This is a genomic window from Lentilactobacillus kisonensis DSM 19906 = JCM 15041 (genome assembly GCF_001434135.1).
Classification (GTDB): domain Bacteria; phylum Bacillota; class Bacilli; order Lactobacillales; family Lactobacillaceae; genus Lentilactobacillus; species Lentilactobacillus kisonensis.
The window spans coordinates 1-23,981 of record NZ_AZEB01000012.1; the positions used below are offsets into that span (position 1 = coordinate 1).

General features: G+C 40.0%; 27 protein-coding genes. 22 read left to right on the plus strand and 5 right to left on the minus strand.

The features are described from left to right. From FC98_RS15180 to FC98_RS07510, 21 genes are all read left to right on the plus strand, one after another. Positions 1 to 200: hypothetical protein (locus FC98_RS15180; RefSeq protein ID WP_235803606.1), on the plus strand; the 200-nt coding region annotated here is incomplete at its 5' end. A 25-nt stretch (positions 201 to 225) separates the two neighbouring features. After that, positions 226 to 456 carry a DUF1146 family protein gene (locus tag FC98_RS07420; RefSeq protein ID WP_054654938.1) on the plus strand — a complete coding sequence of 77 codons (231 nt, stop codon included), beginning with the start codon at positions 226 to 228 and terminating at the stop codon, positions 454 to 456. Positions 457 to 472: 16 nt separating this feature from the next. Continuing rightward, on the plus strand, positions 473 to 1,786 hold the full coding sequence (gene murA, locus FC98_RS07425) for a UDP-N-acetylglucosamine 1-carboxyvinyltransferase (RefSeq protein ID WP_008858068.1): 1,314 nt from the start codon (positions 473 to 475) through the stop codon (positions 1,784 to 1,786). Between the two features lie 127 nt (positions 1,787 to 1,913). After that, positions 1,914 to 2,918 (plus strand): rod shape-determining protein, encoded by a 1,005-nt coding sequence (gene mreB, locus FC98_RS07430; protein ID WP_008858067.1) that lies wholly within the window; start codon positions 1,914 to 1,916, stop codon positions 2,916 to 2,918. Positions 2,919 to 2,933: 15 nt separating this feature from the next. Then, positions 2,934 to 3,209: a membrane protein insertion efficiency factor YidD gene (gene yidD, locus FC98_RS14260; RefSeq protein WP_081467842.1), complete on the plus strand. Its 276-nt coding sequence runs from the start codon at positions 2,934 to 2,936 to the stop codon at positions 3,207 to 3,209. 22 nt (positions 3,210 to 3,231) lie between these two features. Next, entirely contained in the window at positions 3,232 to 3,456 is a 225-nt protein-coding gene (locus tag FC98_RS07435) for a DUF2969 domain-containing protein (RefSeq protein WP_008858065.1), read from the plus strand. Between the two features lie 22 nt (positions 3,457 to 3,478). After that, entirely contained in the window at positions 3,479 to 4,681 is a 1,203-nt protein-coding gene (locus FC98_RS07440) for an FtsW/RodA/SpoVE family cell cycle protein (protein ID WP_040471948.1), read from the plus strand. Between the two features lie 13 nt (positions 4,682 to 4,694). Further along, complete coding sequence (locus tag FC98_RS07445; protein WP_040471947.1) at positions 4,695 to 4,991, plus strand: glycine cleavage system H family protein; 297 nt, start codon at positions 4,695 to 4,697, stop codon at positions 4,989 to 4,991. Between the two features lie 348 nt (positions 4,992 to 5,339). Next, positions 5,340 to 6,374, plus strand: a complete 1,035-nt coding sequence (locus tag FC98_RS07450; RefSeq protein ID WP_054654936.1) for a methionine ABC transporter ATP-binding protein — start codon at positions 5,340 to 5,342, stop codon at positions 6,372 to 6,374. Next, complete coding sequence (locus tag FC98_RS07455; RefSeq protein WP_008858061.1) at positions 6,367 to 7,062, plus strand: methionine ABC transporter permease; 696 nt, start codon at positions 6,367 to 6,369, stop codon at positions 7,060 to 7,062. Before FC98_RS07450 ends, FC98_RS07455 begins: the two co-directional genes overlap by 8 nt. Before the next feature lie 140 nt (positions 7,063 to 7,202). Beyond that, entirely contained in the window at positions 7,203 to 8,033 is an 831-nt protein-coding gene (locus FC98_RS07460) for a MetQ/NlpA family ABC transporter substrate-binding protein (protein ID WP_056949393.1), read from the plus strand. 75 nt (positions 8,034 to 8,108) lie between these two features. Continuing rightward, the gene (locus FC98_RS07465) at positions 8,109 to 8,978 is read left to right on the plus strand and encodes an SPFH domain-containing protein (RefSeq protein WP_008858026.1); all 870 of its coding nucleotides are present in this window, start codon (positions 8,109 to 8,111) and stop codon (positions 8,976 to 8,978) included. Between the two features lie 160 nt (positions 8,979 to 9,138). After that, entirely contained in the window at positions 9,139 to 9,891 is a 753-nt protein-coding gene (locus tag FC98_RS07470) for an ABC transporter ATP-binding protein (protein WP_056949394.1), read from the plus strand. An 18-nt stretch (positions 9,892 to 9,909) separates the two neighbouring features. Continuing rightward, positions 9,910 to 11,739: an FtsX-like permease family protein gene (locus tag FC98_RS07475; RefSeq protein WP_054654932.1), complete on the plus strand. Its 1,830-nt coding sequence runs from the start codon at positions 9,910 to 9,912 to the stop codon at positions 11,737 to 11,739. Between the two features lie 32 nt (positions 11,740 to 11,771). Further along, the gene (locus FC98_RS07480; protein WP_008858023.1) at positions 11,772 to 12,140 is read left to right on the plus strand and encodes a GntR family transcriptional regulator; all 369 of its coding nucleotides are present in this window, start codon (positions 11,772 to 11,774) and stop codon (positions 12,138 to 12,140) included. Beyond that, on the plus strand, positions 12,137 to 13,015 hold the full coding sequence (locus FC98_RS07485) for an ATP-binding cassette domain-containing protein (protein WP_008858022.1): 879 nt from the start codon (positions 12,137 to 12,139) through the stop codon (positions 13,013 to 13,015). Before FC98_RS07480 ends, FC98_RS07485 begins: the two co-directional genes overlap by 4 nt. Beyond that, positions 13,005 to 13,775: a hypothetical protein gene (locus tag FC98_RS07490; RefSeq protein ID WP_056949396.1), complete on the plus strand. Its 771-nt coding sequence runs from the start codon at positions 13,005 to 13,007 to the stop codon at positions 13,773 to 13,775. Before FC98_RS07485 ends, FC98_RS07490 begins: the two co-directional genes overlap by 11 nt. Before the next feature lie 121 nt (positions 13,776 to 13,896). Next, entirely contained in the window at positions 13,897 to 15,033 is a 1,137-nt protein-coding gene (locus FC98_RS07495; RefSeq protein WP_054654930.1) for a D-alanine--D-alanine ligase family protein, read from the plus strand. Between the two features lie 76 nt (positions 15,034 to 15,109). Further along, complete coding sequence (locus tag FC98_RS07500) at positions 15,110 to 16,621, plus strand: glycerophosphodiester phosphodiesterase family protein (RefSeq protein ID WP_056949398.1); 1,512 nt, start codon at positions 15,110 to 15,112, stop codon at positions 16,619 to 16,621. Positions 16,622 to 16,657: 36 nt separating this feature from the next. After that, the gene (locus FC98_RS07505) at positions 16,658 to 17,200 is read left to right on the plus strand and encodes a DNA-3-methyladenine glycosylase I (RefSeq protein WP_008858017.1); all 543 of its coding nucleotides are present in this window, start codon (positions 16,658 to 16,660) and stop codon (positions 17,198 to 17,200) included. 177 nt (positions 17,201 to 17,377) lie between these two features. Continuing rightward, positions 17,378 to 18,289 carry a helix-turn-helix domain-containing protein gene (locus tag FC98_RS07510; protein ID WP_054654924.1) on the plus strand — a complete coding sequence of 304 codons (912 nt, stop codon included), beginning with the start codon at positions 17,378 to 17,380 and terminating at the stop codon, positions 18,287 to 18,289. A 122-nt stretch (positions 18,290 to 18,411) separates the two neighbouring features. On the opposite strand, the gene FC98_RS07515 is transcribed toward FC98_RS07510, so the two are convergent. The 5 genes from FC98_RS07515 to FC98_RS07535 form a co-directional block, all read right to left on the minus strand. Continuing rightward, positions 18,412 to 18,891, minus strand: a complete 480-nt coding sequence (locus FC98_RS07515; protein ID WP_008858015.1) for a universal stress protein — start codon at positions 18,889 to 18,891, stop codon at positions 18,412 to 18,414. A 74-nt stretch (positions 18,892 to 18,965) separates the two neighbouring features. After that, positions 18,966 to 19,259: a hypothetical protein gene (locus FC98_RS07520; RefSeq protein ID WP_040471929.1), complete on the minus strand. Its 294-nt coding sequence runs from the start codon at positions 19,257 to 19,259 to the stop codon at positions 18,966 to 18,968. Positions 19,260 to 19,273: 14 nt separating this feature from the next. After that, positions 19,274 to 20,551, minus strand: coding sequence for a replication-associated recombination protein A (locus FC98_RS07525; protein WP_056949399.1), 1,278 nt, complete (start codon positions 20,549 to 20,551; stop codon positions 19,274 to 19,276). Positions 20,552 to 20,660: 109 nt separating this feature from the next. Continuing rightward, complete coding sequence (gene rpsD / locus FC98_RS07530) at positions 20,661 to 21,272, minus strand: 30S ribosomal protein S4 (protein WP_040471928.1); 612 nt, start codon at positions 21,270 to 21,272, stop codon at positions 20,661 to 20,663. Between the two features lie 191 nt (positions 21,273 to 21,463). Then, entirely contained in the window at positions 21,464 to 21,928 is a 465-nt protein-coding gene (locus tag FC98_RS07535; protein ID WP_008858011.1) for a GAF domain-containing protein, read from the minus strand. A 161-nt stretch (positions 21,929 to 22,089) separates the two neighbouring features. Between FC98_RS07535 and ezrA the strand changes: the two genes are divergently transcribed. Then, a complete protein-coding gene (gene ezrA / locus FC98_RS07540; protein WP_008858010.1) occupies positions 22,090 to 23,829 on the plus strand; it encodes a septation ring formation regulator EzrA in 1,740 nt (579 codons plus the stop codon). Positions 23,830 to 23,981 lie beyond the last annotated feature (152 nt).

Consider the following 23,981-nt stretch of genomic DNA (forward strand, 5'->3'; position numbering starts at 1 on the left):
AGGTGTTGCACTTCAATTTTAAATCGAGGAAGAAAAATAAGATCATTGGTGTCGGTATCAATAGATTTGGTTTGCGATTACTCCCCGGTATGAAGTTTCTGATATTAACTCAGCTAAATCCCCCCTTTATGGTATTTATGATGATGGATTTGTCAAAAGTAACCGAAAAGATAAGACAAGTTTGCGTCTTTATGATATAGTTGACTTTGAATTGGGGGAAGATGCATGAAGACAATTGGAATTCAAGCGGCAATTACGCTTGTGACATATTTTCTTTTTATTGCAATGGCGTTTTGGAGTGTTCAAGAAATCCACATTGAACGATATATCCCAATGAGGGCATTACCCGGGAAGTTACTAATTGTCCTATTATCAGTGGCAATTGGTTATGGAGCTGGATCTTTTTTCCTTTCTTTTATTGATAATATTCGCAATTTAATATACTTAGTAAAGTGATGTAGGAGGCGTTCTTGTGGAAAAAATTATTGTGCATGGTGGTAAACGGCTAAAAGGAACAGTACATATTGATGGTGCTAAAAATGCGGTCTTACCCATCCAAGCTGCCACGATTTTAGCAAGTGAAGGTCAGACGGTAATATCTAATGTGCCATTGTTATCTGACGTTTATACGATGAATAAGGTACTTCGGTTCTTAAATATTAAGGTTGATTTTAACGAAAGTGCAAACAAAATTACATTTGATGCGTCGTCAGATGTTTCCAGTGAAGCTCCTTTTGAATATGTATCTAAAATGCGGGCTTCCATTGTTGTCATGGGACCTCTGCTCGCCCGTTTAGGTAAAGCAAGGGTTGCATTGCCTGGTGGGTGTGCGATTGGTTCGCGACCAATTGATCTGCATTTAAAAGGGTTTGAAGCTTTAGGCGCTCATATTGAACAACACGATGGTTATGTGGAAGCAACTGCGCCAAATGGACTTGTCGGTACTGATATTTACCTTGATTTTCCAAGCGTTGGTGCGACTCAAAATATCATGATGGCTGCAACCCTTGCAAAGGGAAAGACGGTCATTCAAAACGCGGCTAGAGAACCTGAAATTGTTGATTTAGCTAATGTTTTAAATAAAATGGGTGCCAGTGTCATTGGTGCTGGGACTGAACAAATTCGGATTCAAGGGGTTGAAACCCTTCACGGCACGGATCATGCGGTGGTTCAAGATCGAATTGAAGCCGGTACTTTTATGATTGCTGCTGCAGTTACGAAGGGTGATGTTATGGTAGACGGCGCAATTGCCGAACATAATAAACCATTGATCTTAAAGATGCGGGAAATGGGTGTTTCCGTAATTGAAGGTGATGATGGTGTCCGCGTAATTGGCCCAGATAAGCTTAAGCCCGTGGATGTCAAAACACTGCCACACCCGGGGTTCCCAACGGATATGCAGCCACAGATGACAATTTTGCAGCTTTGTGCAGATGGAAGTAGTTCAATGACCGAAACGGTTTTCGAAAACCGGTTTATGCACTTAGAAGAATTGCGCCGAATGAATGCCCAATATACTATTTCAGGGCGAACAGTTCTCATGCAAGGGCCGACTGATTTTAACGGTGCTGAAGTTGCTGCTAGTGATTTGAGAGCAGCAGCTGCCCTTGTAATTGCTGGCTTAGTTGCATCTGGCTACACGCAAGTTCGCAATCTGCAGTACTTGGACCGGGGTTATCATGATTTTCACAAGAAATTAGCTGGGTTAGGTGCTGAGATTAAACGAGTTAACGTTGACGAAGATGATGCTATTATTCTTAATCAATCATTAAAGAATCATTTATAATTAGCACATTAAGGGTTGAGATCATTACTGGTCTCAGCTTTTTATTGCTTAGGTTGGAATTCGAATCGTAACTTAGATGTGGTATAATGTTTTTTTGAGATAAAAGTTTTCAGGAGGAAGTACACAGATGGCAAAAGACATTGGAATCGATTTAGGAACTGCCAACGTTTTAATCTACGTTGCAGGAAAGGGTATTGTATTAAACGAACCGTCAGTTGTCGCTATCGACACGCGGACTGGAAAAGTTCTTGCGGTCGGCTCCGAAGCCTATCGAATGGTTGGCAGGACGCCAAGTAATATTCGCGCAATTCGACCACTTAAAGACGGTGTGATATCTGACTTTGATATTACAGAAGAAATGCTGACGTATTTCATCAACAAATTAGATGTAAAAGGATTCATGTCTAAGCCGAAGATCATGATCTGTGCCCCAACTAACGTTACTGAAATTGAACGAAATGCAATTATTCAAGCTGCCGAAAAAGCTGGTGGTGGCCAAGTATACTTGGAAGAAGAACCTAAAGTAGCTGCCGTTGGTGCGGGAATGGATATTTTCCAGCCTCGTGGTAATATGGTGATCGATATGGGTGGTGGTACCAGTGATATTGCCATTATTTCACTTGGCGATATCGTTGCCAGCAAATCGATTCGGGTTGCTGGCGATCGGATGAACGTTGAAATTGCGAACTATATCAAGCAAAAACATAATTTGATTATTGGCGAACACACCGCTGAAAAGATTAAGATCGAAATTGGGACCGCTAAGCAGGATAAAGACGATGTTAAAAAGATGGAGGTTCGGGGTCGTGATGCAGTTTCTGGCATGCCACGAGCAGTTACCATTGATAGCAATGAAATTGCTGATGCGATTCATGATACGGTTCAGCTAATCGTTGACGGTGCAAAAGAAGTATTGGAGGTTATCCCGCCGGAATTGGCTTCAGATATTGTTGATCGTGGGATTATGTTAACCGGTGGTGGCGCATTATTAAGAAATATCGATCAAGTGATATCTGATGCGTTAACGGTGCCAGTGATTATTTCCGAAAAGCCATTAGACAATGTTGCTAAGGGTGCCGGGATTTTACTGGAGCATTATATTAAAAATCCGAAGTTAAAGAGTAAGGCATAGATTTCAGGTGTTGTATTGAAAAAAATTCTGATTATGATTGTTCATGGTTATCAGCGCTTTATATCGCCCTTATTTCCACCTACATGCCGTTATTATCCAACTTGTAGTAGTTATATGGTTACTGCATTACAAAAGCATGGTGCCGTCAAGGGATCGATTATGGGGATTGCTCGAATTTTTCGATGTCACCCGTTTGTTAAGGGTGGTTATGATCCCGTTCCAGATCATTTTACGATCTTTAGAAATAAGGCTGCCAGGGATGAGTATCGTAAATCAATGCACTTGAAATAAACTGTGAGCAGGGAGTATAGAATTGAGTAAAGCAAATAAAAGTATTAATGTTGAAATTAAGGATCATCCTGATTCTTCAGGCCAGGACGTGTCTGAATTATTTATTGGGAAAAAATTGATTGGTACCCTAAAAGAAGTGAGTGCTGGTAAATATGAAGCCATTAATACCCATCAAGAACAGTTTCATGTAAAGACCTTTGAAGAAGGGGTCACATTGTTAATTAAAGAATTCCATCTTCACCATTAATATTTATTAAGGAGGGTCTATTTTGGATACCAATCGTAGAACTTCAAAGGACGATCAATCCCGGATAGACTGGGGAATAATCTTCTGCGTTTTGATGTTGGCATGTATCGGGTTGGCTTCGATTTATGTGGCTGCAACTCATGATTCCAGTGCGACGAGTGTTTTAAGACAAGTGATTTCCCAATTAGTTTGGTATGTGATCGGAATTGTGGCTGTGATTATTATCATGCAGTTTGATTCCGAACAGTTATGGAAAGTTGCGCCAATTGTTTACTGGGCTGGGATTGCCCTTTTAGCCAGTGTCTTGATTCTTTACAGTCGGGCATATTATGTGAACACTGGTGCGAAAAGTTGGTTTTCAATTTTTGGTTTAACGTTTCAACCATCAGAGGTAATGAAGCCAGCGTACATTCTGATGATGGGGCGAGTAATTGTCCAGCATAACGATAATTATCCTATCAGATCAGTTAGAAGTGACTGGTTGCTTCTTGGCAAAATGATTTTGTGGACGATTCCAATTGCCGTTTTATTGAAGCTTCAAAATGATTTTGGGACAATGCTGGTTTTCTTTGCTATTCTTGGTGGTCTAATCATTGTTTCTGGGATTACATGGAAAATCATTTTACCAGCAATGATCGTTATTTTTGGAACCGCCGGAACGGCACTAGCGCTGGTTATTCCAGAATCAGGGCGACAGTTACTGGAAAAGATTGGTTTTCAGGCTTATCAGTTTTCACGGGTTGATACTTGGCTACATCCATCTGCTGACACAAGTAACCAAGGATACCAGCTTTGGCAAAGTATGAAGGCGATTGGTTCCGGCGGTATCTTTGGAACGGGGTTCAATCAGTCTCACGTTTACGTGCCAGTCCGGGAATCTGATATGATCTTTTCTGTAATTGGTGAAAACTTCGGCTTTATTGGTAGTTGTATTTTGATTTTACTTTATTTCTTGTTAATCTATCAAATGATTAAAGTAACGTTTGATACCCGGAATGTTTTTTATGCATATATTTCAACGGGTGTTATTATGATGATTCTGTTCCATGTTTTTGAAAATGTCGGAATGAGTATTGGATTATTACCATTAACTGGAATTCCGTTACCATTTGTGAGTGCTGGTGGGTCAGCTTTAATTGGTAATATGATTGGGATTGGGTTAATTATGTCCATGCAGTATCATAATAAGAGTTACATGTTTGGTGAAGATAAGGAATTTTCGTAAGGAGATAATTAGTATGGATACAAACTATTATTGGATTGACGAAGATAGTAATGGTGTTGTCACAATTGGTCTTACAGACGCTGGTCAAAACGAACTTGGGAACATTACGTTTGTTTCACTGCCAAAGGTTGGCGATAAATTGACTACTAGTGATACCTTACTAGATGTTGAGGCTGATAAAGCCGTTTCTGACATTGATAGTCCAGTAGCAGGAACCGTTGTTGAAATTAATCAGCAGGCGCAAAGTAACCCGTCTATTTTGAATGAATCTGACAAATCTAAATCATGGATTGCCAAGATTCAGAAATAATTCTGCTTGACGATTAATGTTTTTCTATGTAAACTAGATTTCAATGAGTAACGGGTTAGATCCAAGATGAGTAAATAATTAAGGCTGCTAAGAGAGCTTCTGTTGGTGAAATGGGGCCAGTCGTGATTGTTGAATATGGTCTTGGCAAATTAATTACTGGTGAGCGTATGTTAGCCGGTAGTGGGTGACGACCATTATTTCGTTGGGTATGAGAATACTCGTAGAGGCTGTCACTGAGAAGTGGTGGCGAACAAAGGTGGTACCGCGAAAAGCTTTTCGTCCTTGTTAGCAATCAACTAATTGCTGATGTGGACGAAGGGCTTTTTTTATGTCTAGGGAGTGAAATTGATGATTAGATTTAAAGACGTGTCGAAACAATATAGTACCAAAGATGGTGGACTGACAGCTGTCAACGACGTTAATATTGAAATTAACGATGGTGAAATTTTTGGAATCGTTGGCTATTCTGGAGCGGGGAAGAGTACCCTGGTTCGAATGCTGGATGGATTGGAAGCTCCCAGTACTGGCGAAATTGATATTGATGGCACGGATGTGGCTAAGTTAAGCGGAAGTGCATTGCGAAAGCAACGGCAGAAAATTGGAATGATTTTCCAGCATTTCAACCTATTATGGTCAAGAACGGTGATTGATAATGTGGCATTGCCACTAGAAATTGCCAAGGTGCCTAAGAATAAGCGACTACAGCGAGCTGAATCCTTAATCAAATTAGTTGGCTTAGAGGGACGGGAACATTCCTATCCTTCAGAGCTATCTGGCGGTCAAAAACAGCGGGTTGGGATTGCTAGGGCACTCGCCAACGAACCAACGATTTTAATATCAGATGAGGCAACTAGTGCTTTGGATCCGGATACGACTAATGAAGTTCTTGAGTTACTTCTTAAGATCAACAAAGAAATGAATTTAACAATTTTGCTGATCACTCATGAAATGCATGCGATTGCCAAGACTTGTGATAAGGTGGCTGTGATGGATAGCGGCCAGGTTGTTGAAAGTGGCACGGTGTTTGAAGTTTTCAGGCACCCACAGCAGCAGGTGACCAAGAATTTTGTAAGTGAAGAGTTTACGACGCAAAAAGGTGATACGACTATGACCTTGGAAGAGCTGGTGAAGAAATACCCGGAAGGCCAGCTTGTCCGGTTGATTTTTCATGGTCCCCAAGCTGAACTCCCGATTGTGTCTGATGTCATTAAACGATATCCAGATTTAACCATTAGCATTATTTCCGGCGCAATCCATCAGACCCAAGAAGGAGCCCTTGGATCATTAGATCTTCAGTTCATTGGTGATGAGTCCAAAATCAACGATGCACTTGGATACCTTAAAACAATGCGAGTTGGAACCGAGGTGATACATCATGAGTAATTCAACCGGGTTAAAGTCATATTTTCAGTTTCATAGTGTTGATTGGTCTGCAATGAGGTCAGCTACTTGGGAAACCGTTTGGATGACGCTATTATCAATGATTGCGGTGGTTATTTTTGGGATTATTCTTGGGCTAATTTTGTATGAGACGCGCAGCAAGCAAGGCATCGGCTTTAAGATTATTAACTGGGTCGTCGGATTATTAGTAAATATTTTTCGGTCTATCCCTTACATTATTTTAATTATTTTATTATTACCAGTTTCGAAGGCCTTGGTTGGAACCATTATTGGCCCTAAAGCCGCGTTGCCATCTTTAATTGTTTCCGCAGCACCGTTTTACGCTAGAATGGTTGAGTCATACTTTAGGGAGGTTGACTCAGGGGTTATTGAGGCCGTTGAGTCGATGGGTGCGACTACTTGGGGGGTCATTACCAAGGTTTTACTGCCAGAAAGTAAGCCAGCGCTAATTGCTGGCGCAACGGTTACAACCATTTCACTCATTGGCTATACGGCGATGGCTGGTGCAATTGGCGCTGGTGGTCTGGGAAACCTCGTTTATCAAGAAGGGTTTCAAGCATACAACAACACGATTACGCTGGTTGGAACGATTATTATCTGTATCTTTGTGTTTGTCGTTCAGTTTATTGGTGATCGGTTCGTAAAAATGACCGATAAACGGACATTGTAATTTAGAATCATTATGTTAGTTAGAAATCTGCGCAAGTTTTTTTGAGAAAAGTTCTAACACTGGAATTTTCATTCGAAGAGGGCTTACATTCCGGTTTCTAATCACGCTACATTGTTTACTAAATCATAGGAGGGTTTCAAATGAAGAAAAAACTATTGGGTTTATTCGCTATATTATTCAGTGCTGTTCTGCTAGTTGGGTGTTCATCTTCGAGTAGTCAAAATAAAAAGACGACTACTTTAAAGATTGGAGCTTCAGCAGTTCCTCATGCTCAAATTTTGCGCCACGTTGCTCCTCAACTAAAAAAAGAGGGCGTTACTTTAAAGATTACAACATTCCAGGATTATGTAATGCCTAACAAGGCCTTGGCAAATGGTGAGTTGGATGCTAACTACTTCCAACACGTACCATTCTTAGATCAGTGGAATAAGGAAAATCACGGGACACTTGTTAATGCTGGTGGCATTCACTTGGAGCCAATCGCGGTATTTTCCAAGAAAGTTAAGAAGCTTCAAGACTTAAAGAAGGGTGCAACAATTATTGTAAGTAGTAATACCCCAGACTATGGCCGTGTTTTGACATTATTCAAAGATGCTGGGTTAATTACCATTAAGAAGGGGGTTAATATAACCTCTGCCAACTTTAACGATATTGCCTCAAATCCGCGGCACCTAAAGTTCAAGCATAGTTATGAGCCAAAATTATTACCAACGATTTACAAAAATGGTGAAGGTGACGCAGTTGTGATTAATGCAAATTATGCCGTTCAAGCTGGCCTAGATCCAAGAACAGATTCTATCGCAATTGAAAAGCGTAGTTCGCCGTATGTTAATATTATTGCCACTCGAAAGGGCGATCAAAACAAGCCTGCTATTAAGAAGCTGGTTAAAGCTCTTCAATCAAAGAGTACGCAGAAGTGGATTTATCACCATTACAAAGGAGCTGTCCTTCCCGTTAAGGATGTTAAGTAAGTTGCTTTCAATTAGGAGCCGACCACTATATACTGGATTTGTAACCAAAATCAGTTTATATAGGGGGCGGTTTTTTTGAAAGAAAAAAATGTATTTCATGTTAATGGGTTTATTGGCTTGATTTGTGTAGTTCTATTACTCATTTTAGGTGGTTATTTATTGTGGAATGGTAGCCAAAGCAATTCGATAGTTTCTATTATCCTAGGTAGTGTGATTATCATTCTTGATTTGTTGTTTGCTAGTTCGCTGACAATCGTGCAACCCAATGAAGCTAAGGTGTTGACATTTTTTGGCCGCTATATTGGGACAATTCGAACTTCTGGCTTGTTCATGACCGTGCCACTCACAGGTAAGCAAACCATTTCTCTGCGGGTTAGAAACTTTAATAGCTCGATTATCAAAGTTAATGATTCAAAGGGAAACCCGGTGGAAATTGCGGCGGTTATTGTGTATCGAGTGGTTGATTCTGCTAAGGCAATTTTTAGCGTTGAGGATTACGAACAGTTCGTAGAGATTCAAAGTGAGTCGGCCATTAGACATATTGCAAGTCAGTATCCTTATGATAGCTTTGATGAGAATACTGACAAGTTAACCCTTCGAGGTAATTCTACCGAAGTATCTAAAGCCCTTCAGAAGGAATTGCAGGAGCGATTAGATGTCGCCGGTCTGGAAATTATTGAAACCAGGTTAACCCATTTGGCTTACGCAACGGAAATTGCCAATGCAATGCTGCAACGACAACAGGCAACGGCCATTTTGTCGGCAAGAAAGATTATTGTACAGGGGGCTGTTGCAATTTCGGAAGATGCGGTTGCTCAGCTTCAACATGACTTGGGTTCGACGATTACGGATGAAAAGCGAATGCAAATGATCAATAACGTGCTAGTTTCGATTATTACCGACCGGGGAACTCAGAATGTGATTAATACGGATAATCTAGAATGAAACGGTCATGTACTAACATTTTTATATCGAGTGTTTATCGTCAAGACATTAGTTGATTTTGGCGACAGACGCTCGATATTTTTTGCGTAGAGGTTGACATTTTGGAGTGCCACATATATAGTTAGTTACACAAGTAATTAACCGATGCAGGAGGCATTATATGACAGCTGAAATTGTTCGCACAAATAATTTGCATAAAACCTATGATCAAAACGGTGCTAAACCTTATGAGGCGCTTAAAGGAATTACATTTTCTGTCCAACAGGGTGAATTTGTAGGCATCATGGGGGCTTCTGGTTCTGGTAAAACGACATTATTGAACATTATGGCAACGCTAGACCAACCAACCAGTGGGTCCGTTGAAATTGACGGGAAAGATGTTACTCATTTAACGCCTAACCAAATGTCAGATTTTCGTTCGGAAAAATTAGGATTCATTTTTCAAGATTTTAATTTACTAGAAACGCTCACTGCGCAAGAAAATATTGCTTTACCGCTTTCGCTTCAGAACAAAAAAGCAGCTGAAACTAAACGGGCAGTGGTCGCTGCTGCTAAAAAGCTAGGGATTGATGAATTATTAACCAAATATCCAACCCAATTATCAGGCGGTCAAAAGCAACGGGTGGCCGCTGCCAGGGCGTTAGTTGCCAATCCCTCGATTATTTTTGGTGACGAGCCAACTGGGGCACTTGATTCAACAAATGCCCGCGAGCTTCTTGATACTTTAACGAGCATTAACCAACAAGGCGTATCAATTTTATTGGTAACCCATGATCCGTTTTCTGCGAGTTTCTGTAAGCGGATCTTATTCATCAAGGATGGTAAAATTGGCGATGAAATTAAGGCTGACGGCAAGAGTCGAAATGAATTTTATCAACAGATTCTGGAAAAGCTGGGTACCTTTGAGCAATAGTTATCTAAGGAGTATAATATGTTATTTAAAATTTCGTTATCTGGCGTTAAGTCTCGCTGGAAGGATTATCTCGTCCTTTTTTCCGGGATGATGATTACAACCGCTATTTTCTACATGTTTGAAACAATTTCAACTAATGATAAGTTCACGACAAATAGTCCGGTCGGTCAAAATGCTAAGGTTGTATTTATCTTTGGCTCAATCTTGTTGGCAATTATTACCTTAGTCTATGTGTTTTATGCCAATAACTTTCTCATGAGTATGAGGAAGCATGACTATGGTTTGTTTATGATGTTAGGTGCTAAGTCAAAGGTGATCAGCAGGCTTATTATCCTTGAGACTTTAGTAATTGGTTTAGCTTCTACCGCTGTTGGGATTGTGATTGGTGTGGGGGTTACCAAGGGACTTAGTGGTTTGCTAAGTAATCAAATCCACGTCTCGTTGACGAACTTTTCGGCTTTTTATATGCCAGCAGTTTGGACCACTGTCATTTTGTTCCTAGTTTTGTTTGTAATCGCCGGTCTAGTGAATGCCCGCACCTTCTTTAAAACGTCAGCGCTTAATTTACTTCGTTCTAATCAAGAAAGCGATTGGAAAGATCCGAAGAAGCGGACACTTTGGATTCAGGCAATTTTGGGGCTGGTGCTGCTAGCAGCAGGATATTATGCAATGTATGACATTAATAAGCTGTTACTGATGGCAATTCCAATTGCGTTGGTCACAATTATCCTCGGAACTTATTTTGTATTCAATTCCTTCTTTGTGATGATACTTGAGGCTGTTCAACGTTCAAGTATCAGCTTCAAAGGCCTTAATAACTTTACGGTTTCCCAGTTGAAATTTCGAATTAGAGATTATACCAGGATCCTGTCAGTGGTTTCGTTGCTGTTCGCCTTAGCTTTAGGGGCAATTACCGTTGGGATTGGGTTTCAACGAATGGTGCCAATGATGGCTAATGGTAATAATGCCTACGCAGTTGGGATTACCAATCCATCATCGAAAATGAAATCGTTAGTAAGTGGTATTAACAATAAGAACCAAGTTACGTATCAACAGAAAGTGAATTCACAGACTAAAACAATTTATTATCGATCTAGTCAATTCAAGAATCAGCCGTTCAAATATGCGCATTTTACAAATCGGACCCAACTGAAGTCTCAAGTTAATGATGCACAATTGAGTCAGCTTAAAGACCAAACGTCCGAAGCCTATGCAGGATTGAATAATGTACAATCACCATTGACCAGAAATCTACGAATTAAATTCGTTTCTAATGTAGCCTTTAATCAAATTCGCTCAAAAACGAATACCTTACTATTAGTTCGGGTAACGAATATGGATGCTGCTGCTCAAACACTATCCAAGATAGTCAATCTGCAGACAAGACAATATGGCAAGAAAGTGAGTGAAGGGCTTGGTATTGGTGGCTCTTATGTCACCTATCAGCTACTAAAGGGTGTCTTTGGCAGCCTTGAATTTATGGGAATTTTCCTTGGAATCGCGTTTCTTGCGATGTTGGCGAGTTGCTTGATGTTTAAAATCTTAAGTGGGGCTGCTAATGATCAGACAAGATTTGAAATGCTCAATAAGATTGGGGCAAGAAAGTCAGTCCTCAATCGGTCAATATTAATTCAAATTCTGGGTCTGTTTTTGCTGCCAGCTGTTTTGGGGATTATTGACGTTGCCTTTGGGCTGCAGATGTTCGTCAAAGCCAATCTCCTTCATAATGCCTACCAAACATTTGGCTGGTCGGCGCTAGGATTTAGTGTTCTCTACTTAATCTATTATGGTATGACGGTCATTATCTATAGCAAAATTGTGGTACCCAAGACGCGGATGGAGAAATAACGTGACTAAAAGAAAAGGTAGGATGATGCGGAATGCAATTTGAATTTAATAGTTCAGAGCCGATTTATCACCAGGTTGCCGAACAGATTGAAGATGCAATTGCTTCCGGTGGGTTTGAAGAAGGCGCACAAATTCCGTCTACAACTGAGATTTCTAAGGAGTTTCATATTAATCCAGCGACGGTTCTTAAAGGAATGAATATTGCAGTTTCTAAGCAACTAATTGAAAAACGGCGCGGACTAGGAATGTTCGTCAAATCAGGAGCTAGACAACGAATCCTTGAAGCAAAGCGCGACGGTTTTTTCGATGCGTTTATCGTTAATTTAGTGAGGGAAGCGCGCAATTTGAATATTTCTGAGGAAGCGTTATTAGACTTAGTAAAGCGAGGTTACAATCAATGAGTATGCTGGAAGTAAGTCATGTCTCCAAGTCATATGGGTCTAAAAGTGTGATTGCCGATGTGAATCTAATGTTTGAGGAAAACAAAATTTATGGTTTATTAGGACGTAATGGTGCTGGGAAAAGCTCCCTGTTAAACATTATGACTAATCGAATTTTTGCGAGTGCTGGTGAAGTTAAAATTGACTCGGAAAGCGTGGCTGATAACGATTCAAAGTTGGGGCTCATGTACCTTATGAGTGAAGTTGACTTGTATCCAAATGGATCGAAATTATCCCAAATCGTTTCGGATAGTGAATTGATGTACGGTGGATTTGACCATCAACTGGCTGATAAATTGATTGAAGAATTTGGAATTGATATGACCCAAAAATTTGGCAAGCTATCAACCGGTTATAATTCGATTTTTAAATTAATTCTGGCTTTATGCCTACCAGTGAAATTTGTGATTTTAGATGAACCAGTTTTAGGATTAGATGCTAATCACCGAGAAATCTTTTATTCAGAATTATTAGCTTCCTACAGTGAAAATCCCCGGACGTTTATTTTGGCAACTCACTTGATAGAGGAGATCGCGACAATCATCAGCGATGTGATTATTTTAGATCAGGGAAGAATTATTTTAAATCAGCCAGTTGAGGACGTTTTGGCTAGAACCCATTCAGTTGTTGGACCTAAAAACGATGTTGAGAGCTATACGAAAGGGTTAAACGTGGTGGGACACGATAATATCGGCAATATCCGGGCAAATTATGTCTATGGTGATTTGGATGACCGCCGGCTTCCTGATACTGTTCAATTGTCAAATTTTGATCTCCAAAAACTCTTTGTATTTCTAACCAATCAGTATGAGGGAGGTAAGCACCATGAAAACTAGGCAGGTGACCAAGTATCTCTTCAAAAAACAACTTCCTCAAATTGGGGTTGTGTATTTAACGTTAATTGCCTTAATTATCATTTTGCCATTTCTCCTAGCGGCAGTTTCCGGAACGTTATCAAGCTTTTCAATTATTGATCAACTACGTGGCGGATCAGTTTCAGCGGTGTTTGGATTGTATATCTTTGTGGTTTCAACGTTATCATACGAAAACTTCAAATTTTTAATTCAAAATGGGATTTCTAGAAAAACCTTTTTTGAAGCTCAGCTGACCGTGAATGGGCTATTAATTTTGATTGGAAATACCTTCAATTTACTTTACGGTTATTTATTTCTGTCACCCATTACAAATAACGCCTCGTTTAATTTATTTACCCGTGTCTATGACAGTTATTTTTCAAATCCGATTTTAAACGGGGTGTTGAATTTTGTAATGAGCGGTCTATTATTAGTAGTTGGCGCGCTCTTGGGAATGGTGATTGGTAACTTCTTGACGTTATTCTCAAAGGTTATTCAACGGCTCATTTTGATTATCGGTCCTATTAGTGGGGGGATCGTTTTACTCTTTATTGCCCGCGCGATGATTGACCACCGTTTTCAAATGAGTTGGGTCGTTAATTTTGCTAAATTGGTATTAGGCTATCAGGGGGCAACCTCTTATAATCCGTTTGCGTTGATCATTTCGTTATTGATTTTTGGCGTAATTTTAGCCGGTATCACAAGATTCCTATTTGGTCGAAAACAACTCAAACGTGATTAGCCTTTTACAAGTTTTAAATCAAAATATCGTGAAAATTGGTTAACAAATATATCCGAGTTGGGGTTTCCATGGTATACTTAAGTTTCTGGAAACTACACGAATATACGAATAGGGTGAAATCATGGCAAAGAACAAGAAACAACATATTGGTTTGATTTTTGGCGGCAATTCTTCAGAACACGACGTCTCCAAACGGTCAGCCCATAATATTTTTGACGCTATGGACAAAGATAAATACCAAGTTAGCCTCTTTTTAATGACCAAGAGCGGCTATATTTTGGGTAATAAGGATTCAGCCCGGGTATTCAATGGTGAGCCTGAAGATGAGGTCGCTAAGGAAGCATTAGATAGACTCGATCAGAAGAATCCGTTGGCCCCAATTATCAATCTTAGTGAAGTGGCTAATATTGATGTCTTTTTCCCGATTATCCATGGTAATCTCGGTGAAGATGGAACCATTCAAGGATTATTACGGCTGCTTCAAAAGCCCTACGTTGGAACAGGTGTTTTGGGATCAGCAATGTCGTTTGATAAGGACATTACAAAGAAGATTCTTCAATTGGCGGGAGTTACAACGACTCGTTATGAAGTGGTTACGCCAATGACTAGTGAGCAATTTACTTACCAACAATTAAGTGATGAACTAGGTGAGACTTTATTTGTAAAACCTGCTAATCAGGGTTCTTCAGTTGGTATCCATAAAGTTGAAAACGAAGAAGATTATCGCGAAGGTATTAGAGATGCTTTTCGATACGATAGTAAGGTACTAGTTGAAGAGGCAATTGAGGGCCCAGAGGAACTAGAAATTTCGGTTCTAGGGAACCATCATCCAATTGTCTCCAAGGTGGGGGCTATTAAGGTTCCTAAGAGTGATGCTTTTTATACCTATGATAATAAATTCGTTGATGCCAGTCACGTGGAATTTGATGTGCCGGTTGATATCCCAGCTAGTTTGTCAGAAGAAATCACTAAAATGGGATTAGCAACTTATCAAGCACTTGGATTAAAGGGAATGGCAAGAATTGATTATTTGGTATCTCAAGATGGAAAGCCATACGTCAGTGAGGTTAATACCTTACCTGGATTCACCAATATTAGCTTATATCCACAATTATTTGCAGCCTCAGGGATTTCGTATACTGAATTAATTGATCGGCTAATTCAATTAGCAATTGAAGAGTACGAACGCCAAAGCAAAATTTTGTATGATTTTAAACCGCTAGATCCAAAAGATCAGGTTATCGACAATAAAAAGTAGTTCATAATATAATAACCAAGCTGACCGCTAACGGATGTTCAACCACCACGGTCGGCTTTTTATATGGGATGATGAAATGAAAATTAAGCAGCGAGAATTTGTTTTTTTAATCGGCTTTATTTGTCTATTAGCAGTTTTGAGGGCTGTCCAAATAAGCTTTCAAAATGACTGGACGTTGGGAATCTCATTGGGGGCTCTTGCTGGCGGGCTGGGCTATTTAATTTATCAGGGGCTTCAAACACGATCTCATCTGAGCTTGATTGGACGTCCCCAAGCTGCCATTATATTTTGTTTATGTGTTATTTGGATATGTATTCTTTGGTTGCCGTTTGGATTGTTTGGGTTCACAATTTTCATTCAGGCATCGATACCACTGTCCGGCTCGGCTTTTACCTGGCTCACGATCAACCGCTATCCGATTATTATCATTTTAGTTGCGATCTATTTGGTACTATTATTCTTAACACTCCGGGTACGGAAATTCTTAGCCTATCTATTTTCTGACATGGCAAACAAACCTGGTCGAGCATTGCAATTGGCAATTGCCACTGGCAGTTTGCGGGATGCTTGGCGTAGCTGTTTACAGTTAGTCTGCATGCTTATTGGCGTTATGGTGACAATTGTGGTTGCCGCTTTTGTTAACGCTGTTGTTCATCAGAATTGGTTATTTGTAATTACAAAGGGAATTATTGTTTTTGGGGCATCTTTCGTGAACGTTTGGATGCTGCTTCGGCTTCTTGATATTCCCGTTTCGCTAAGAGTTGACCGTTGGCATTGGCCGTTATTTGCACTACTATTCGGTTTTTGCATAACTATGTTGATTGGCGGATTGAGTGGGGCCAATGGTAGTGAGCCACGGTCACAGATGATCATTGTTCACCGAGGAGTTATCAACCATAACGGTGTTGGGAACACGATTGCGGCACTGGAAAAAAGCAGCCAGGCTCACTTTCCCTATATTGAAATGGATATTCAAGAAACGAGTGATCATCAGTTTATTTGTGCCCATGATAATGGTGTGAGAATTCCTGGAAAAGGTGTTCAAGAAATTGATACCGTGCCATTGTCGACTATCCGGAAATATCACCGGGTTGAACTTTTCCGTGATTATTTAAGAGTTGCGAATCGGGTGAAACAGCCATTAATTATTGAGCTAAAGGTAACCAATCATTCTGATAAACTGATGGGGACGCGGTTTGCTGATAAATTTAAGGCTGGCTTGACCAAATTGCCACATCGCGTCCATTCAATCGGGTACCCATATCTTCGACAAATAAAGCAGCAAATTCCGTCTTTAAAAATTGGCTTAGTAACCATGCTTAACGTTGGTGACATTTCGAAACTAAACGTTGATTTTTATACCATGGAACATTTGACATTGACTAATTATATGCTGAAAGTGATTAAGGGAAGCCATCGACCAGTTTATACTTGGACAGATAACAGCCACCTGGGCATGATACGGTCTGCAGTAATGGGCGTTGACGGTCAAGTTACTGGTCAAGCAAAGAAATTAGCATCTCTCAAGATTAATTTAAATCGGGATCGATGGGTCCTGTTATTAAACTTTTTAAAGGATTACCTTTAAATTTTCGTATTTCCTTATTAGGAGGTGCGAATTAATATGACGAAACGATGCACATGGGCGACCAAAAGCCCGGAACTGATGATTTATCACGATACAATTTGGGGTAAACCAACGAAAGATGTTGATAAGTTATTTCGGGGATTATCCTTTGAAATAATGCAAGCTGGATTAGCATTTCAGACGGTTTTGAAATTTGAGTCGGGGATGGACGAGGCCTTCCACGGTTTTTCAATTGATTATTTAACAACATTGACTGAAACGGACGTTGAAAAGTTTTGTTCAAATCCCCGTATTATTAGAAACCATGCTAAAATTCGGGCGATTATTCATAACGCAAGGGTTATTCAAGAAAATCCCCGAGCATTAATTGATAATACGTGGGGCCCCATTAACTATATGCCGTTGGATCACTTGTTAGATGAACCACGGGCAGCATCCGAATTTCACGAGTTTACGCAACAGTTTGTGAATCCTTTGAAGCAAATGGGGCTTAAACGGATTGGACCAGTTACGGTTTATAGCTATCTACAAGCGGTGGGGGTAGTAAATGATCACCTACTCCAATGTGATTTTAGATGATGCCTTTTTAGCTATATTGTGAAATTTTACTTGCCAAATCCATGTGAATATAATATGCTATCAAGCGTGCTCAGTTGAGTCGGGATCGGAATTTAAATTGTGTCGATCCCTAATTGTTCATCTTCGCACCCTTGCGTAGTCAGCGCATCAACTCAAATTTGGGGGTAAAAGTTAGATATGGCTATGGTAATTATTGGATCCAAGATTCGAAAATCTAGGAAGCAAAAGGGAATCTCGCAGGTCCAACTGGCTGAAGATATTTGTACGCAGGCAACTATTAGTATGATTGAGACACAAAATAGTTGCACGAGCTTTGAGATTCTATGTAAAGTCTGTGATCGGCTTGGATTAAACGTTACGGACGTAACCACTAATCCTGAGTATGGCGACAAACTGTTTTCATTGATTGATGAAGATATGAGAAATCACGAATACCGAAAAGCGAGTAAGCACATTAAGCAGATTTCCTTTGATAAGCTAACCAGCAAAGCATCCAGAGGGCGTTATTCGTGCTACTTGGGGTATATTAATTTGTATATTGATAATGACGTTAACGAGGCAATTTACAATTTTCACGTGATGCTAACCCGTTATTCTGCTGATGACTATACTTTTTATCAGGCTTGGGCAAACCTGGGGTTAGGCTTGGCTTATCAAAAGTTGGGCAAACGAACGCGGTCTGAAGAGTTTATTGACGTCAGTACTCAAATACTAACAAAGCTTAAAAGTGATGAAAAGCATGATTTCTTGGCGATTGTTGATTTGTATGTCAAAATCATTGATTTGTATATCGACTTGAAGGACTATCAACGGTCGATTGAGTTAATTATGGATGTTTCAGGTAAACTAACTAAAGCAAATCTGATTTACAAATTAGATGTTTTAGCGGAACAGGAGTCAAAATGTTACTATGCTGAAGGGAAAAATGTTCAGGCAACGATGAAGCAATTTACCGCATTATTTATTGCTCAACTACGGGGAAACACGTTGCTTGCTGAAAAGATTTCGACGAACAATCAAGCCCATATTATTAAGATTGTGAAAGAAGAAATCGCCAAAACAGAGGGATTGCCAACCCTTATACAGTAACCGTCCTCTGAATATTAGAAGACGCAAAAAGCCATCAACTGTTTGAAGACAACTCGTTAAGGGTGTCTTCAAACGTTTGATGGCTTTATTTTAATTCTGAAATTAAAGGGAACACGTAGCGATTAAACGCGCTTGCTTGGATTCTTAGCTGGCTTATTATCCAAATCGGTTCGGACAACTAAGACATCGCAAACAGCCGTTCTGGTGACGTATTCAGTAACAGACCCAATCAATAGTCGTTCTACCGCATTAAGACCAGTGGCACCAATCATAATCAAATCAATATTTAGATTTTGTGGCAGATCACGGGCAATAACTGTCTTTGGTGCCCCGTATTCAATCGAATAATCAACGTCTTTAATGCCTGCTTGTTTGGCTTCATCGATGTACTTATCTAACGTTTGCTTAGCGGTCTCGGTTACTTGTTCAACCATCGATGTATCAAAGCTGGAAATATTTTGAAATGCCCTGGTATCAACCACGTGAACCAAGTGAAGAGATGCATCGTTTCGGTTTGCAACTGCTACGCCTTTTTTAAAAGCTAATTCCGCTTCATAAGAGCCATCCACGGGAACTAGAATTTGTTTATATTGTTGTAACATTGTACCCACCCCACATTCATCTATTTAACTCAATTGTACGTTATTTTTCTTAAAATACAAAGAAATAAATATGACTACCGATTGGGATGATTGATAATATTCATTATAAAGGCTTCTAAAATTGTTCCAGCGGCAGTTCCAAAAAGTAAGACAAAGAGAATGAAAATATCATTTTGGATAATGAGGGCAATAACACCAAGAATGGCCAACAGAATAAAGGTGATGCCACCAGTCTTGGCAGTCTTTGCCATTCGCTCGTTATCTTGAACGTTAATGCCAAATAACTTCTTGTTGAGGTGTGATAGTAGGTAGTAGGCAATAAAAATTGCAATTAATATTACAACGCCGACTAGTAGATTAATTATCATAGTTTTGCTCCATATCATTTATGGCCAGATGACTGGCGTAATTTCTGGTACTGTTCTTTAAAGGCGGTTTCAATCCGACCGTTACTTTTAGGCTTATAATATTGTGCGTTCTTAAGCTTGTCAGGTAAGTATTGCTGCTTGACCCAGTCATTGGGGAAGTCATGTGGGTATTTATACTCAACGCCTCTTCCCAGCTTTGCGGCGCCCTTATAATGGGCATCCTTAAGGTGTAACGGAACATCACCGTAGTTTCCTGACCGAACGTCACTCAGCGCACTGTCAACTGCCATCATCGCGGAATTAGACTTTGGGCTCAAGCAGAGTTCAATAATTGAGTTCGCCAACGGGATCCGTGCTTCTGGTAATCCTAATTGTTTGGCTGCGTTGACTGCTAAAACGGTTCGTTCACATGCTGCTGGGCTGGCTAATCCAATATCTTCATAGGCAATGACTAATAGCCGGCGAACAAGGGACACTAAATCTCCTGATTCAATCAATCGGCTTGCATAGTGAAGCGCGGCATCGGTATCGGATCCCCGAATTGACTTTTGAAACGCTGAAATAACGTCATAATGGGCATCACCGTTTTTATCGGCATTGAGCGCTTTTCGCTGCAAACACTCTTCAATAATCGCTTGGGTAATATGAATGTTGCCGTCCTTATCTTTTTCGGTGGATTTGACGGCTAATTCAAGTGCGTTTAGTGAACTTCTGAGATCACCGTTGGTAGCAGTTGCCAAGAACTTAATTGCGGGGGGATCAATTTGGACCTGATAGTTTCCCAATCCTTTTTTGGTATCATGGAGTGCTCGATGGAGTGCCTGCTCAATATCATCAGGTGAAAGCGGATGAACTTCGAAGATTTGGGTTCGGCTTCGGATAGCGGGGTTAATGTTAATATAAGGATTCTCGGTTGTTGCCCCAATTAAAATAATTGCCCCATTTTCTAGCAATGGCAACAGAAAATCTTGTTTAGTTTTATCTAGCCGATGAATTTCATCAAGTAAAAGGACAACCGTACCACTCATCTTAGCTTCTTCAGCAACAATCTGTAAATCCTTTTTAGTATCAGTGGCGGCGTTAAGCATCCGAAAGGCGTATTTAGTTGAGCCGGCAATAGCACTAGCGATACTTGTTTTTCCAGTTCCGGGTGGTCCATATAGGATCATTGAGGAGAGCATCTTGGCTTTAACCATTCGATTAATGATTTTACCAGGGCCAACCAAATCCTTTTGGCCGACAATTTCTTCAATTTTGGTTGGCCGCATTCGGTAGGCGAGGGGTTGTTGCATGATATTCCTCCTTTAATTATTAGAATAAAAACGCAATTTAATTTATAGTATACCAGCAGAAGAGGGTATAAAAAAAGCGTTCTGCAATTGCAAAACGCTTGGTAATGAATTAACCCAATTTGTTGTAGTATTCAACAATAAGTGATTCATCAATTTCAGCATCAAGTTCTTCTCGCTGTGGAAGACGAACCAATGAGCCTTCAAGCTTGTCAGCGTCGAAGCTTACGTATTGTGGACGACCCACAACGGCTTCAACAGCGTCTTTAATAACTTGGAGATCCTTGGACTTCTCACGAACTGAGATAACTTGGCCAGGTTTAACTTCATATGATGGAATATCAACACGTTTGCCATCAACAGTGATGTGACCATGGTTTACAAGTTGACGGGCTTGACGACGAGTAGTTGCCATACCCAAACGATAAACCATGTTGTCTAAACGTTCTTCGAGCATAATCATGAAGTTAACACCATGCTTACCTTCACGAATCTTACCGGCACGAACGAATAAGTTACTGAATTGACGTTCAGTAAGTCCGTACATGTAACGTAATTTTTGCTTTTCGTGTAATTGTAAACCATATTCTGAAAGCTTTGAACGACGGCCTTGACCGTGATCACCAGGAGCATAAGGACGACGATCGAGTTCCTTACCAGTACCTGATAAAGATACGCCTAACCGACGTGAAATTCTCCAACTTGGACCTGTATATCTAGACATAAGTAATCCTCCAATATTTTTTTGGAGTAAAATAAGCCGTTGCAAACTTAGTATTCGTGCATGTTGCTTTGCTCTTTCGCTCAAGCAGCCGATTGAGTTACTTGCAGAACCAATTGAATGGCAACAACATGTTGACGAGCTTACCGTTTACTGCTGCGTTATTTTACACAAAGTCCATTGTATAAAGAATTCTAGTTTAAGTCAACATGTTTAACAAAAATGTCGCCGAATTCGCTGAGTGTTTCCTCATCCGCTGCGGAAAAGCGATTTAAGTTTGGTGAATCGATATCCAACACACCAATAGCGAAGCCATCCTTAGATAATGGGATGACAATTTCTGAGCGTGAATTGGCATCACAAGCAATGTGGCCGGCAAATTGATGAACGTCAGCGACTCGTAGTGGCTTTTTTTCGGTTAATGCGGTGCCACAAACGCCATCACCATTTTTGATGTGCATACAAGCAACGTTTCCCTGAAAGGGGCCTAAGATTAATTCATCGTTAGAAGGAATGTAGCGGTAAAAGCCGACCCAATTAATATCTGTTAATGATTGATTTAATAAAGCAGCTGCGTTAGCCATATTAGCGACTAAATCGGTCTCACCGGTTAACAGCGCGTCTAATTGTTGATTCATTAAGTTGGTTATTTTCTGCATAATCCTTTTCCTCACTTTAAAAAAATATGGTGAAACGTATCTACTATGATATAATTCAGCTTAGAGCACTTTTAATTAATTATTAATACATATTATATTGTTTTGGGGATTTTTACCACACTAATGTTTTTTATATCTTTATTTCTGAAGGATGGGATCGAATGCTTACTTTGCTGATTGGAATTATAGTCGTGGTTGGGGCTTGCTATTTGGGATTTGTGTTTTATCAACGACGGACGATTAAAATGGCAACGAATGTTTATGAAAACAAACGGGATTTAAATAAAATTCCGTTAGACGATGAATTTGCGCTTGCCAAGAAATTGAATTTAACTGGTGAATCACAAAAAAAGTATGATCAATTGTATAATAAATATCAACATTACAAAAATCAGTTATTACCAAGTATTGATGAAGGAATTTCTGCAGTTAAAGAGGATGGCAAGGGTATCAACTTTATTAAAACTAAGAATGACTGGCAGCATGCAAATCAGGCCATCGAGACTGCCAACTCAGAGCTAAAAGAAATTCAAGCAGGCTTAGCCCAACTTTATGATCTTAATAAGCAGCATCACCTCGCTTTAGAAGAACTTGAAAAGAAGTATAAGCGGCTTCGAGAAGAGCTACTCAACAAAAACAAGTCATTTGGGCCAAGTATTGATGCTTTGGAGAAAAAACTGGCTGACATTGAAGGAACCTTTGACGAATTTACCCAGTTGACCAAAAGTGGCGATCCCAATAGTGCTGAAGAAGTGCTAACTGATTTGAACTCGGCAACGTCTGAGCTCGAATCATATATGGCGCGAATTCCTAAGCTGAATGCTAGTCTTTCAACGGAATTTAACGCCCAAATTTCAGAAATTCAGGCTGGTTATAAACAATTAAAGGCAAAGCATTACAATTTTCCAAATGATCAATTTGCGCAAACAATCAGCAGTTTACATGATCAAATTAAGGGAAGCCTTAAACAATTAGAGAATCTTCAAATTGATGTAGCGGCTAAAACTGTTGAAGATGTTGCTAACTCAATCGATAAACTTTATGACGCGTTAGATTTAGAGTTGCAATCACGGTCACCGGTTGAAAAAAATACAAAAGTAATTGGTGATTACATTGCCCATGTTCGCCGCCAGAATAGTGATTTGGCCTTACAACTTGAAAATTTAAACAAGAGTTATGTTCTTAATCATCAAGAGATTGAAAATAACCATCAATATGATCAACAGATTGCAACGATTGAAAAGCAATACGCTGATCAAACAAAGGCGATTCAAGAAGGAACCGCCGTGTTTTCGAGTATTAATCATGCCCAACAGAAGATGATGAAAGATCTTGGTCAAATTGAATCTTTACAAAAAGACTTGTTTCAATCGACGGTTCAGCTCCATCAACGGGAAAAAGAAGCTCGGAGTTCATTGGCTAAGTTTGACCTAGAAATGCGTAACAAAAAACGACGGATTGATAATCGTAATTTACCTGGGCTAGCTGATGATTATCAAGATGCATTTGCAAGTGTGGTTCGAGAAATTAACCATTTGGATGATGCAATTAATCAGCCGCAGATTGATATGGATGATATTTCTAAACAAGTTATCATCATTCAGTCTGATATGGATACGTTGGACGATAGAACTAACAAGTTGATTGACGACGCTACCTTGGCTGAGCAAACCATTCAATACGCAAACCGGTTTGTCGGCTCCAACCCGGAAATTGCGGCCGCCAGCAAGCAGGCTCAACGGTATTTTGATCAGAAATATGATTATGAAAAGAGTCTCGCGACCATTTCTGCCGCCCTTGAAAAGCAGTCAGCTGGGTTGTTTACAAAAATTCGCGATGATTATTTTGCATCAAAGAAGCGCCATCGTGCAAAAGATAGTAAGAATGAGGCAGAACGTTAAACGCTGAGATTAAATTGGCCCCGCTGGTGATGAGTAAAATTACTCGTTATTAGCAGGGCGTTTTTGACGTTAAGGCAACTAGTTAAGATCTGCACATTAATCCGAGGCACACCAGGCTTGTTACTAATAGTCTTTGGGTGTATCATCATGGG